Raw genomic sequence first — 14320 nt, 5'->3', positions numbered from 1 at the left:
AGACCCCGGGATCCCCTCCCGCTCGCCCGTGCACACCATCTCCATCGGCCGCCCCGCCGCACGCCCACCCGGAACCGACCCGCCCCCAGGCGCCTCGGACGCGGCCGGAACCGCCGGAGCATTGTCCGCGGAACCACCAGCAGACCCCCCGCCGGAACCACCCCCAACCGACGACGGAGGGCGACTGGAGTAATCCACAGTCGACCTCTGAGTGGACCTGAACTCGATGCTCGGGCCGTTTTCGTAATCAGTTCTGTGCTCGACGGTGAAGTCAGGGTCCTCCGCCACAGTGGGTGGGGCGCACAGCGTGAGGGCCAGGACCATTGCTGAGAAGACTGTCACGGAGCGCGTCTGTGTGTTACGCGTTGCCTTTCGCATCTTTTGCTGCTCCTTCCATGATGTGCCAGGCGGTTCCGTCCCACCGCACGTGGAGTTGGACAATGGTTGAATAGACTTCTGCCTGCTGGAATCCGTTGCTCGTGTAGCCCTCCGCAACGTGCTCGTCGATGCGGAACTGGACCGCGTACGCGTCGGGACCGTACTTTTCGTCGGGAAGTTGCTCGATCACCTGGGTTTCTATCACGTCGGTATAGCCTTTTGCCGCCCAGTAGCCGTGGGCGTAGAACTCATCGATGTGCGTGTACTCGGACCGACAGTAGACGCAGTCCGCATCGCTGATTGACTTCAAGGGCCCGGTGTCCCCCGTGTTCCACGCGTACGAACCGAGATTGAGGTAGTAGCGGGCTGCGGCCGCCGCTCCCGCCTCGTCGCCTTTGCTCATCTCCGCGGGTTGTGTCGGTGCCTTGTCAGTGACGGGCGGGCGCTTGAGGCTCCCGTCGGACTGGACCTGGTAGCCGTGGCTCATCCCGTAATCGGGCTCCCCCCGGAAGAACACTACATACGCGCCCACCGACACAGCCGCCACCAGGACGGCCAGCGCCGCCAGTGCCCGAGCGCCCAACCGCCGGCGGGGCTCCTCATCCACAGGAGTCCCCTTGTACGGGTCGATCCCCCGCGCCCGCAACTCCGCGTCCCGCGCCAACGCCTCACGACGCAACCGCTCCACGTACTCGCGCACCACAGGCGACATCCCACCACCATCATCAGCGGGCAGATCGTCGACGGGGCCGTCGTCGACTGGACCGTCAGCCAACCGGCCGCCGTTGGAGGCCCCTTCAGCTGACTGGTCGCCGACGCTGGGTTCGGTGTTGTCCATGGCGTGCTCATCGTCTGTGTTCACGCAGTACCACATCCTTGTGCCAACCCCAGGCCGCAGTGGTGGCCTGCTTCACTTGCTCTCGATGCTAACGCCTCGCACACCCCAGCGCCAGACCCCCGTCATGGTCTGTGGATAACCATTCCGCCTGTCGTGGACGGAATTCAGGCTCCGCCCGACCAGGAACCGGACGACACCGAACCCGGAACACCCTCAATAGATGATTCCAAGCCCCCTACTACCAAGAAAAAAGGTTAACGATGTTAGGGGGCAACGCACCTGATGGTGCTGGGTGCTTCCCGACCCCTCGGCGTGTTGTCCGTTGTCCCGCCTGGGGAAACGGGCCCCGAATCGCCACTGGCCCGAAAGCGCCCCTTGGACCGGGCCGCGCACCGCTCATTGAACCAGGATTTGCCCAGGTCTCGCAAGGGTCGCCACCGATGGGCCTGCCGGGGCTCCGCGCCGCCAGGATGTCGACGCGGCCATGCGGATCGGGGGCCGTGCTGTGTTCTTCCGATACCAGTGCGCGGACGCGGGCCGGGGGGCCTTGGCCCGTCGGCCGCCGGGGCGGGTGGAGGCGGGCGTCGTCCCAGGGCTGGGCGCCCCAGGTGCTCCCCGTCGGCGAGGCGACGTCGGTCCTGCCGCAGGGGTCCTGGTGGCCGGGGTGGTGGGTGTGGCCTGCTGGTGCGGCTGTTACAGGCGGGACAGGGTGGTGAGCATGGAGATCGCGTCGTTGACGAGGCGTCCGCGGGTCCGGGTCACTGACGTGATGGGTTCGGAGCCGATCGCTTGGAACTCTCTGTCCGTGAGGTCGCCTGTGGGGGCGTAGCCGATGAGCCCGGCGTGTATGCCCCGTTTACGGTTGAGCACGTCGTCGAGCAGTCGCGCCCGGCCATCCCCGTCCGTTTGCGCGCTCAAGGCGTCCTCGGTGAGGATGATGAGGTCGGCCCGGGCGGCTCCGGCCAGGTCCTGCGGGGGGATGTGGGCGATGGCGCCCTTCTTGAACAGGCCCGTGTCCTCCAGGGCCTGGTGCACGTCGTGGGCCTGCTGGCTGTCGGGCGGTCCCACGACCGCGATGGCGCCGTCGGACAGCGCCCAGGTGTGCCTGTTGATGTGGTCGACGAGGCCCGGGTCGCCTGTGACGAGCTCTGCGATGCTTCTGCGCGTCCACCTCTTGGCGCACATGTACGCGGCGAAGGGGCCGACGAGCGCCGCCAGCAACGCGGCCAACAGCAATACGGTGTTCAATGCGGCAGGCATCCGCGCCCTCCTCCAGTGCAGCATCCAACCGGGGCCGCCAGAGCGCCCCGGCACCCCTGAATCGTAGCAGCGCAGGGTGCTCCCCCGACATGGTATCGGCGATGGTCGGGCCCGGCCCCAGGGTCTCGGGTTCCTGATCGGATGCGCCCGGTGGCGCCGGGGGGGGTGTTCTTCTTTGGCGCGCAGGTCCCGGTCGCGCACACAAGGGACGGAATTACGCAACACAACACCGCACACAACGGCTTGATCCAGCCCTTGTGTGCGAACGGCGTTGCCTGAATCGGGCCCCTTGTGTGCGCACCCCACAGCGGAAGGGGACCGGAGGAGCGCTGACGGCGCGCCCGCGCGAGGCGCCACCGCAGCACCGGCAGGCCTCCACCCCTTGGCACTTGGGCCGAGGACCACGACCTCCTCTTCTGGAACAAGGTATTGAACGCACCTGATGGTGCTGGGTGCTCCCTGACTCGAGGTGCGACCGTGCCCATGTCGGCTGTGTGATCGTATCTTAATGCACCTGGTGGTGCTGGGTGCTCCCTGACGCTGGTACGAGGCTCCAGCGGCATCGTCTTCGACGTCGGTCTTAATGCGCCTGATGGTGCTGGGTGCTCCCTGACCTACGTCGCCCCGCAGGTCTCTGCCGACTTCGTTGCGAAGTCTCAATGCACCTGGTGGTGCTGGGTGCTCCCTGACGCTATTTCTTTGTCAGCTACGGTGTCCGCAATCATCGGCGGGCCTTAATGCACCTGGTGGTGCTGGGTGCTCCCTGACATCGAAGTCGCCGACCCCAGGGTCACCACGCCCAAGATGTCTTAATGCACCTGATGGTGCTGGGTGCTCCCTGACCCTCGATCCGAAATACGACATCACGAAGCGTACGACATGTCTTAATGCACTTGATGGTGCTGGGTGCTCCCTGACGAGGCGACAGCATCGAAGACAAAATGTCGCTTTTCGCAGTCTTAATGCACCTGATGGTGCTGGGTGCTCCCTGACCCGGCGGACGGCCCCGCCACTGGAACCACGGGCTCCCGAAGTCTTAATGCACTTGATGGTGCTGGGTGCTCCCTGACCCCCATGAGTCTCTACGACCCCTCGCAATTCGAAGTCTTAATGCACCTGATGGTGCTGGGTGCTCCCTGACGTGGATGGCTATTCGGGGAGGAGAAGACGAGTTGTTGTGGGTCTTAATGCACCTGATGGTGCTGGGTGCTCCCTGACACGGCGAAAGCCGTGTCTGCAATGCTCGGAATATCCCTGTCTTAATGCACCTGATGGTGCTGGGTGCTCCCTGACGTGACCGTGCCGTGCCCCGACGGGAGCATGCGTAGGGGTCTTAATGCACCTGATGGTGCTGGGTGCTCCCTGACCGAGCGGCGTCCGAGCTGCTGGTCAAGACACGATTCGACGTCTTAATGCACCTGATGGTGCTGGGTGCTCTCTGACCCCTCGGCGTGTCGAACGGCAGCTGACCTGCGCAAACGCCACACCGGATCGCCAGTGGCCGAACAGGGAGCCCTCCGGCCAGCGAGCACGAGCCCAGTTTAGGGGACTTTTCGTTGGGAACACAAGGGTCGCCACCGGCGCCCGAATCGGCTCCCGGTCTGCCGCTTTCCAACCGCTTTCCAACGAAAAGTCGATGCCAACACTTGCGAAAATATTGCGCAGATCACCCTGGAGGTTGTAGGGTAAGTCTATAGGTGTTGCACAATGAGAGCGTGAGGACGACGCGTGAACACCGGCGACCCCAACCGCATCATCGAACTCATCGCGGCAACCGAAACCCTCGCCAACGCATGGCAGACCATGCTCGCATCCAACACCGACGGCCTCGCCCCCGCAGCCGTCCAAACTGCCAGCACCGACCTCATCCTCCACCTCGGAAAAGTGGCTCTTCGCGTTCAAGGGTGCAGGTGAGTTGTGAAGTCCCTGGAGTCGAGGGGGCGTCGGAGACGGTAGTCGACTTGGTCGGTAAAGCCGTGGACGATGCCGCGCAGGTGTTCCAAGCGCCCGTCTGTTCCGCCCGCAGGGCCTGTGGCTCCCGAATCCCGGGGGGTATAAACAACGTCTATGGCCCTGCTCGGCGAATATACGACCCAGCCGATTCCGTCCGTCGCCGCTTCAATGCCCTCTCCCCGATGGCGATGCGGTTCGTGGCCATATGGTCCGCGATCAGGCGCCAGGGCCCAGCGCAGGGCGCCTCAGGGGAGTTCGACCTGCATCGGCGCTGCCCTGACCTCCAAGGCCTGGCCACGCGCTCGTAGGCGAGGCAGCGGAAGCGCCCCGGTCGGGCTCCTGGGTGCGATCCGCCGTTCGAGGCCGCGGCCGTGGCGCCGTTCCGAGACTGGTTGCGGCATTGGGGCAGGGAACGGACGTATCGGGGCAGGAAGCCGCCCATTGGGGTAGGTGATTTGCCTGCCCCGATGACCTGTTGCTTACCCCAATGCTGGTCCGCAGCCGCTCGCACCCGCCGCCACTGGCGCACAGCGGTCGTCCGCCTCGGGAAACCGGCCCGTGCGTCAAACCCGGGCCCGGGCTGGGGCTGCGGCCGGGGCAGGGGCCCGATGACCGTGCGCCGACTGCGGGGAAGCCGAGCAGGGTGTTCTATGGAGCATAGGGGCTGGCGCGCGGAGGGCCCTCGTTGATACGATTGTCAACGTCGAGCTTACAGTTTGTAAACGCTGCGACTGGCGTTGCCTGTCAACGCACAGCCGATCACGACGACGTGGCACGCGGACGAGAGGAACCGAGCGCATGCGGCACAAAAGGAAGCGGACGGCACTGGCGGCACTGGCCGCGCTCTCACTCATAGGGCTGCCGACAGCCGCGCACGCAGTGGCGGGCGCGGAACAGGCGGGCGTCGCCCCAATCGGCGTCCCCGCAGCGGCAGCCCCGGGCGTCGTCCCAGTCGGCGGCCCCGGCGCCGGCCTCGCGGCGCCAACCGCAGTCGGGGCCGATAGCGCGGCGACAACCCCGGTCGGGGCCGACAACGCGGCGCGGGACGAGGAGGACGCCAGGGCGCAGAACGGGCAGGACGGGCAGGACGCCCGGAGCGCGGACGGGGACGCACCGGGCGCGGCTGCGGAAGGGGCCCAGAGCCCGGACGACTCCCAGAGCCCGGAGGACGCACAGGGCGCGGACGGTGCCGGAGACCAGGCCGAGTCCGCGGGGGCGGGCGCCACCACTCCGATCCCCGACATCCAGAAGACGGGGGAGGGGGACGACTCCGCTCTGGTCGGGAAGACGGTGACGGCTGTCGGCGTCGTCACGAGCGCCCACCCGAAGGGCGAGGACGGCCTGGCCTCCACGCTCGACGGCTTCACCATCCAGACCCCCGGGACTGGCGGGCTCCAGGGGGCGGAGCGGCAGAGCTCCGACGGCCTCTTCGCCTACGTCGGCAAAGCGGATGTGGCCATGCCGACGATCGGCCAGTGCGTGCGGGTGACGGGCAAGGTCTCGGAGTACCCGGCGACGGGCCCCAAGACGCCCGCCCAGACGCAGAGCCTCACGCAGCTGGCGGTGCGGTCGGTCGAGACGATCGACGGGTGCGACCCCGTGAAGCCGGTCCCCCTGACCGCGGTGCCCGCACCCGCGCAGATGGAGGCGCTCGAATCGATGCTCGTCGAGCCCCAGGGCACATGGACCATCACTGATAACTACCAGGCCAACCAGTACGGGACCCTCTCCCTCACTCCGGGCAGCGAGCCGTTGCGCCAGGCCACCGACGCCGTCGCCCCGGGCGACGAGGCCAGGGCGATGGAGGCGGACAACGCCGCCCGCACGATCGCCCTCGACGACGGGACGAGCACCAACCTCCAGCGCGGGGCCGCCACCGGGGTGCCCTACGCGTACCTGGCCAACGGCTCCCCGGCCCGGGTCGGCTACCACGTGGGCTTCACCGGGCCCGTTGTCCTCGACTCGCGCCACTCGGCGTTCGTCTTCCAGCCGACGCGGATGGTCGCGGCCCACCCGGACCGCTCGCCCGTGAGCATCTCCGGCGAGCGCCCCGGTGTCCCCCAGGTCGAAGGGGACGTGAGGGTGGCGACCTTCAACGTCCTCAACTACTTCTCCGACCTGGGCCAGGACGAGCCCGGGTGCCAGGGCTACCCCGACCGCGAGGGCGCCTTCGTCACCGCGAAGAAGTGCAAGGTGCGCGGCGCGTGGTCGCGGGCCGCCTTCGAGAACCAGCAGACGAAGATCGTGCAGGCCATCAACGCGATAGGCGCCGACGTGGTCGCGCTGGAGGAGATCGAGAACCCGGTCGCCGCGGGCGCCGGGCAGGACCGCGACGGCGCGCTGAAGGCCCTGGTCGATGCGCTCAACGCGCACGCGGGCGAGCAGGTGTGGGCCCACGTCCCCAGCCCTGCGGCGGTCCCCGCGGACGAGGACGTCATCCGCGTCGCCTTCATATACCGCCGCGCCACCATCGAGCCCGTCGGCGAGTCGAAGATCCTCGACGACCCGGCGTTCACGGGCCTGGCGCGCCAGCCCCTGGCCCAGGAGTTCGCCCCAGTCGTTTCCGCGCCGCGCACCGGGAAGAACTTCGTCGTCGTCGCCAACCACTTCAAGTCCAAGGGGTCGGTCCCCCAGGGCATGGAAGAGGGCAACAAGGACACCGGCGACGGGCAGGGGAACTCCAACGCCATCCGCGTCGCCCAGGCGCGCGCGCTCGCGGCCTTCGCCGAGCAGTTCGCGGGCACGCCCACCCTGCTGGTCGGCGACTTCAACTCCTACTCGAAGGAGGACCCCCTCAAGGCCCTCACCGACGCGGGGTGGGTCCACGAGTCGGCGGACTCGGCCGCGTCCTACGTGTACGGCGGCCGCTCCGGCTCCCTGGACCACGTCTTCTCCAACGCCGCGGCCGACCCCCTGGTGCGCGGAGTCGCCTCGTGGGCCCTCAACGCCCAGGAGTCCGTGGCCTTCGAGTACTCCCGCGCGAACTCCAACGCGCACCTGGCGTTCGAGGCGGACAACCCCTACCGCTCCTCGGACCACAATCCTGAGATCATCGGACTCGACGTCATCGACGAGGGGCCGGGCCAGGACCCGGCACCGGATCCCTCGGCACCGGATCCCTCGGCGCCGCCCCAGCCCGGACCCGGGGGCCCGACCCCGGCACCGGGCGCGGGGCCCAAGCACCGGGGCGGACTCGCGTCCACGGGCGCCCAGTCCTGGGTCGCGATCGTCGCGGGCGCCCTCCTGGCAGCGGGAGCGGCTCTCGTGACGAGGGCGCGCGGGCGCCGCTGACAGCACAGCCCAAGAGGCCGGGGCCGCCCTCCTGCGGCCCGCGGACGGCCCGCGGACCGGCGGCGGCCCGGCGGGGCACAGACATCAACACAACCAAGGAAGGACAGCACATGCACACGACGACAAGAAGGGCGGTGGTGGCCGGATGCGCGGTGTTCGCGTTGTTCGCCGCGCCTATGGCCGCCCTCGCGGAACCCGCTGGCCCCGGGGCGCCCCAGAGCGGGAGTGCCCAGAGCGGGGCGGCGGACGCGCCCCAGTCGGAGCCCGCGGCGGCGCAAGGGGCCCAGGGGACGGCGGAGAGCACCGGGGGAGCCGGGCAGGCCGAGGGCGTCGTGACCCTGGACCTGTACAACCTCACCGACGTGCACGGGCACATCGAGCAGGTCACCAGGAAGGGCACGGTCACCGAGGCCGGCCTGCCCGCGATGAACTGCTACCTCAAGCAGGCGTCGGGGACGAACCCGAACTCGTCGTTCACGCTGCTCGGCGACAACATCGGCGCCTCCCCGTACACGTCGGGCGCGCTCAATGACAATCCCACGATCGCCGCGCTCAACACGATGAACCCCCTGGCCTCCACGATCGGCAACCACGAGCTCGACATGGGCCAGGCCGTGTTCAAGCAGCGCGTCGACGGGTCGAACCCCGACGAGTACGTCCAGGTGAAGTTCCCCTACCTGGGGGCCAACATCGAGGGCATGGGCACGTGGGGCAGTGAGAACACGCCGTACCTGGGCGACTACAAGGTGTGGGCCTCGCCGTCGGGCGTGAAGGTGGCCTTCATCGGCGCCATCGCGCAGGACGTCCCCTACAAGCTGAGCCCGGGCACCACCGACGGGCTCACCTTCACCGACCCGATCGCGAAGATCGACGCGCTGGCCAAGAAGATCAAGGACAGCGGCGAGGCGCAGATCGTCATCGCCATGCTCGACGACGACGTGAAGAACAACTACCCGAAGGTCGGGGCGAACGTCGACGGCCTCATGGGCGGCGACACGCACGTCCCCTACGAGTTCGACAAAGTGGACTCCGTGGAGAAGCTGAACTCGGCGAACCCGATGCTGGCGGGCATCGCCTCGGGCTCGTACACGGACAACCTGGGCCTCATCAGGATCGCCTACGACACCACCTCCCACAAGGTCGTGTCGGCGGACTCGCGGCTGATCCCGGCGGCCGACGTCGCCAAGTGCGGCGCCGACCCCGCCACGCAGGCGGTCGTCGACAAAGCGGTGGCCGACTCGAAGGAAGCGGGCCAGCGCGTCGTCGCCAAGGGGTACACCCAGACCTTCGCGCGGGGCGTTTTCACGACCCCGGACGGCGCCACCGAGCCCGGGTCGAACCGCGGCATCGAGTCCAGCCTGGGCGACTTCGTGGCCGACGCGATGCGGGAGACCATCACGACCCCCGACGGCAAGCCCGTGGACATCGGCATGATCAACGCGGGCGGGCTGCGCGCCGACCTCGTCCCCAACAGCGACGGGACGATCACCTACGCGCAGTCCTACGCGGTCCTGCCGTTCTCGAACGAGCTCGGCTACGTCACCCTCAAGGGGGCGGACGTCAAGGACGCTCTGGAGCAGCAGTGGAAGACGGATCTCAACTCGCAGAACTCGCGCCCCCTGCTCAAGCTCGGGCTGTCGGACAACGTCCAGTACACCTACGACCCGGCCCGGCCCTACGGGTCGCGCATCACGTCGATGACGGTCAACGGCGAGCCCCTGGATCCTGAGCGGACGTACACGGTCGGTTCGGTGAACTTCCTGCTCGAGGGAGGGGACAGCTTCGACGCGCTGACCCGGGGCGGCGCCGCGACGACCAACGGCAACCTGGACCGCGACAAGTTCAACGAGTTCCTCGGCGCGCACTCGGGCGCGGCGCCGCGCTCCCTGAAGGCCTCGGTGGGGATCACGCTGCCCGCTGAGCCCGTCGCCGACGGGGAGGCCGTGGACGTGGCGCTGCGGGGGCTGTCGTTCTCCGAGGGCCCGTCCGTCACGTCGAAGGTGCGGGTCTCCCTGGGCGGGGACAGCGTCGAGGGCGGTGTCGACAACTCCCTGGTCGATGCGCACGCCTCCGACGAGGCCGCGGTGATCACCACCGACGGCGCCGGGCAGGCGACGCTGTCGGTCACCGCTGTGGGCCAGTGCGAGGGCAAGGCGGCCGGCGAGGTCGTCAAGGCCCCCGTCACGGTCGACACGGACTTCGGGCGCGTCGTCGAGGCCGGAGCCGGGCTCACCGTCGACGTGAAGTGCGCCGGCGGGGCCCCCGGGCCGTCGCAGTCGCAGGCGCCGGGCGCGAACAGGAGCGGCGCACTGGCGAAGACCGGTACGAGCGCAGGCCTGCTCACCCTGGTCGCAGTGGTGCTCGCGGGCGCCGGGTGCGCGGTTCTGCGGGCCCGCCGCAAGCGGTGATCCGCGGGTAGTCCGGGGGGCCGGGCGCGGTGGCGCCCGGCCCCCCGCGCGACTACTCCAATTCGTTACCTCGCGGGGGGCGGACCGCCTTGACATTCCACCCCGCGCGCGCAAGAATCTAGCCAAGCGTCAATTCCGCGTTTTACAAAAGTTCACTACGGGGGATTGGCCGCGGAGTTGTGGAGCCGGGCCCGTAGCTCGCGCGACCACCCGTTCAAGGACGAACCACCACTTGGAGGGACGGATAATGAAAACTCTCACGAGGATCCTCGCGATCACCGGGGCGGCGTCGATCGCCCTGGCCGGATGCTCCGGAGGGGGCGGCACGACCGACAACGGCGGCGGCTCCACCGAGGGCAAGGACTTCAAAGCCTGCGCGGTCTCGGACGCCGGGGGCTGGGACGACAAGTCCTTCAACGAGTCCGCCTACGAGGGCCTCAAGGCCGCCGAGAAGAACCTGGGCGTCAAGATCAACACCGCCGAGTCGTCGTCCGACGCCGACTTCCAGCCGAACGTCGACTCCATGATCTCCGACGGCTGCAACCTCATCATCGGCGTCGGCTTCAAACTGGAGCAGGCCCTGCACCACAGCGCCGAGGAGAACAAGGATCTCCACTTCGCCCTGGTCGACTCCGGCTTCGTCGACGACCAGAACCAGAGCGTCAACCTGGAGAACGGCCGCCCGCTGGTCTTCAACACGGCCGAGGCCGCCTTCCTGGCGGGCTACGCGGCCGCGGGCATGACCAAGACCGGCAAGGTCGCCACCTTCGGGGGCATCCAGATCCCCTCGGTGTCGGTCTTCATGGACGGCTTCGCCGACGGGGTCGACGCCTACAACAAGGCGAAGGGCACCAGCGTCCAGCTGCTCGGCTGGGACAAGGCGTCCCAGAACGGCTCCTTCACCCAGAGCTTCGACGACCAGGCCCTGGGCAAGCAGCAGGCCCAGCAGTTCATCGACCAGGGCGCTGACATCATCATGCCGGTGGCCGGCCCCGTCGGCCTCGGCGCCGCGGCCGCCGCCCTGGCCGATGGGAACACGCGCATCATCGGCGTCGATACCGATTGGTACGAGGCCAACCCCGACTACAAGTCGATCGTCCTCACTTCCGTGATGAAGGAGATCGGCGCCGCCGTCGAGCAGGCCATCAAGGACTCGGTGGGCGGGAACTTCAAGTCCGACGCCTACGTCGGCTCGCTGGAGAACGGCGGGGTCTCCCTGGCCCCGTTCCACGACTTCGACTCCCAGGTCCCCCAGGAGCTGAAGGACGAGCTCACCTCCCTCACCGAGCAGATCAAGAAGGGCGAGGTGAAGGTCGAGTCGCAGAACGCCCCGAAGTAGGCATCATCGGTGGGGGCGGGGCGCGCGGCAGCCCTGCCCCCACCCCACCCACCCCGCGGCCGCGGGGCCCCGTTCAGTGTGGAAGGGAAGGGCGCTCAGGCGTGAAACTGGAACTCAAGGGGATCACCAAACGGTTCGGCCCCCTCGTCGCGAACAACAACATCAACCTCACTATTGAAGAAGGCCACATCCACGCGCTCCTCGGCGAGAACGGCGCGGGCAAGTCGACTCTCATGAACGTCTTGTACGGCCTCCACGAGCCCGACGAGGGCGAGATCCTCATCGACGGCGAGTCCGTGCGCTTCAACGGGCCGGGGGACGCGGTGGCCGCGGGGATCGGCATGGTCCACCAGCACTTCATGCTCATCCCCGTCTTCACGGTCGCCGAATCCATCGCCCTCGGATTCGAGCCGGTGGGCAGGGCCGGCCTCATCGACACGGCGAAAGCGCGCAAGACCGTGGAGGAGGTGTCGGCGCGCTTCGGATTCGACCTGGATCCCGATGCGCTGATCGAGGACCTGCCCGTCGGCGCCCAGCAGCGCGTCGAGATCGTCAAGGCCCTGTCCCGCGAGGCGAAGGTGCTGATCCTCGACGAGCCCACGGCCGTCCTCACCCCGCAGGAGACCGACGAGCTCATGGCCATCATGCGCCAGCTGGCCGAGTCGGGCACGTCCATCGTCTTCATCACCCACAAGCTGCGCGAGGTGCGCGCCGTCGCCGACGACATCACCGTCATCCGACGCGGCGCCGTGGTGGGCACCGCCTCGCCCCAGTCGAGCGAGTCGGAACTGGCGAACAAGATGGTCGGGCGCTCGGTCATGATGAAGGTCGAGAAGGCCCCCGCCTCGCCCAGCGGCGGCGGCCTCGTCTTCGACGACGTGTCGCTCCTGTCCCCCTCGGGCGTGCCCGTCCTGGACCACCTGTCCTTCGGCGTGGAGCGCGGCGAGATCGTCGCCGTCGCGGGCGTGCAGGGCAACGGCCAGACTGAGCTCGCCGAGGCGGTCCTGGGCCTGCAGACCCCGGACTCGGGCACGATCAGCCTCGAGGGGGCCGACATCACCCGCACCAACCCCCGCGCCTCCCTGGACGCGGGGATCGGGTTCATCCCCGAGGACCGGACGACGGACGGGATCATCGCCTCCTTCTCCATCGCGGACAACCTGGTCCTCGACCAATTCGGCGAGGCCCCCTTCTCGAAGGGGCCGATGCTCAAACTCGGCGTCATCGACGACAACGCCCGCGCGAAGCAGCAGGAGTACGACATCCGCCTCACGGACGTGTCCGACCCGATCTCGTCCCTGTCGGGCGGCAACCAGCAGAAGGTCGTCGTCGCCCGCGAGATGTCCAAGGAGCTCAACTTGCTGGTGGCGAACCAGCCGACCAGGGGCGTCGACGTCGGATCCATCGAGTTCATCCACAAGCGCATCGTCGGAGTCAGGGACCAGGGGACGCCGGTCCTGCTCATCTCCTCCGAGCTCGACGAGGTCCTCTCCCTGGCCGACAGGGTCGTCGTCATGTACCGGGGGAGGATCATGGGGATCGTTCCCGCCGGCACGCCGCGCGACGTGCTGGGCCTGATGATGGCGGGCGTTCCCCTCGACGAGGCCATGAGCGCCTCCGAGGAGCACAGCGACGGGGCAGGGGAAGGCCGCACGATGGAGGGTGGGACCCGATGAATAAGACAGCGCACCAGTCGAAAGCGGTGGTCGTCCTGCGCCACCTCCTGGGGACGCGGTGGTTCGTGGCGATCCTCGCCGTCCTCATCGCCTTCGCCCTCGGGGCGGTCCTCATCGTCATGGCGGGGGCCTCCGTCTCCGAGGCGTACTACGCGATGTTCCGGGGGGCGGTCTTCGATCCGAACGCGGCGTCCTTCCAGCGCCAGATCAAACCGCTGACCGACTCCCTGTTCTACTCGATCCCCCTGATCATCGGCGGGCTCGGCCTGGCGCTGGGCTTCCGGGCGGGCCTGTTCAACATCGGCGGCCAGGGCCAGGTGGTCTTCGGCGCGCTGGCCGCCGTCTGGGTCGGCTTCTCGCTGCGCCTGCCCCCCGTGGTCCACACGGCCGTCGCGCTCGGCGCGGCGATGCTCGCCGGGGCCCTGTACGCGGGCATCGCCGGCGTCCTCAAGGCGCGGACCGGGGCGAACGAGGTGATCGTGACGATCATGCTCAACTCGATCGCCGGCCTGGCACTGGGCTACATCCTCTCCCAGAAGGCATGGCAGGTCGCGGGGTCGAACCAGCCGCAAACGCCCAAGGTCGCGGAGACGGCCGCGTTCACGCGCCTGCTGCCCGCCCCCTTCAAACTGCACGGCGGGATCGTGATCGCGCTCCTGGCGGTCTGCGTCTTCTGGTGGCTCATCGAGCGCTCGACATTGGGCTTCCAGCTGCGCGCCGTCGGCGCGAACCCCGACGCCGCGCGCACGGCCGGCATCTCAGTCGGGCGCGTCACGGCGGTGACCATGGCGATCTCCGGCGCCTTCATGGGGCTGGCCGGGGCCAACGAGGCCCTGGGGACCATCGGCTACGTCTCCAGGGACGTGGCCGGATCCATCGGTTTCGACGCGATCACCGTCGCGCTGCTCGGGCGGAACAAGCCCCTGGGGACCCTCGGGGCGGGCCTGCTCTTCGGCGCGTTCAAAGCGGGCGGCTACACCATGCAGGCCAAGGGGGTCCCGATCGACATGATCCTCATCCTGCAGTCCGTCATCGTCCTGCTCATCGCCGCCCCCGCCCTGGTGCGGTGGCTGTTCCGCCTGCCCAAGGAGAACAAGACGGGTCTGCGCGCCCAGCTCGCTGCGCTCGGAGCGGATCCGGCGGAGGCCTCCGCCGGGACCGTCGCAGTCGGGCCCGC

At 68.4% G+C, this 14320-nt stretch carries 8 protein-coding genes; 6 read left to right on the top strand and 2 right to left on the bottom strand.

Going from position 1 to position 14320, the window contains the following annotated elements:
* Positions 1-358: 358 nt before the first annotated feature.
* Positions 359-1240: a DUF6318 family protein gene (locus BH719_RS04190; protein WP_245683316.1), complete on the bottom strand. Its 882-nt coding sequence runs from the start codon at positions 1238-1240 to the stop codon at positions 359-361.
* A 669-nt stretch (positions 1241-1909) separates the two neighbouring features.
* Entirely contained in the window at positions 1910-2476 is a 567-nt protein-coding gene (locus BH719_RS04185) for a hypothetical protein (RefSeq protein WP_245683315.1), read from the bottom strand.
* A 1728-nt stretch (positions 2477-4204) separates the two neighbouring features.
* Here BH719_RS04185 and BH719_RS04180 point away from each other — a divergent pair.
* The 6 genes from BH719_RS04180 to BH719_RS04155 form a co-directional block, all read left to right on the top strand.
* Entirely contained in the window at positions 4205-4390 is a 186-nt protein-coding gene (locus BH719_RS04180; RefSeq protein WP_009743511.1) for a hypothetical protein, read from the top strand.
* 837 nt (positions 4391-5227) lie between these two features.
* Positions 5228-7720: an ExeM/NucH family extracellular endonuclease gene (locus BH719_RS04175; protein WP_009743509.1), complete on the top strand. Its 2493-nt coding sequence runs from the start codon at positions 5228-5230 to the stop codon at positions 7718-7720.
* A gap of 110 nt (positions 7721-7830) precedes the next feature.
* A complete protein-coding gene (locus BH719_RS04170; RefSeq protein WP_009743508.1) occupies positions 7831-10128 on the top strand; it encodes a bifunctional metallophosphatase/5'-nucleotidase in 2298 nt (765 codons plus the stop codon).
* A 247-nt stretch (positions 10129-10375) separates the two neighbouring features.
* The gene (locus BH719_RS04165) at positions 10376-11467 is read left to right on the top strand and encodes a BMP family lipoprotein (protein ID WP_009743507.1); all 1092 of its coding nucleotides are present in this window, start codon (positions 10376-10378) and stop codon (positions 11465-11467) included.
* A gap of 101 nt (positions 11468-11568) precedes the next feature.
* Positions 11569-13143, top strand: a complete 1575-nt coding sequence (locus tag BH719_RS04160; protein ID WP_009743506.1) for an ABC transporter ATP-binding protein — start codon at positions 11569-11571, stop codon at positions 13141-13143.
* The coding region (locus tag BH719_RS04155; protein WP_009743505.1) for an ABC transporter permease at positions 13140-14320 on the top strand (1181 nt) is incomplete at its 3' end. The genes BH719_RS04160 and BH719_RS04155, both read left to right, overlap by 4 nt.

This window comes from Pauljensenia hongkongensis (assembly GCF_001746855.1).
Lineage (GTDB): Bacteria > Actinomycetota > Actinomycetes > Actinomycetales > Actinomycetaceae > Pauljensenia > Pauljensenia hongkongensis.
This window is presented reverse-complemented; position numbering and strand designations above follow the sequence as displayed.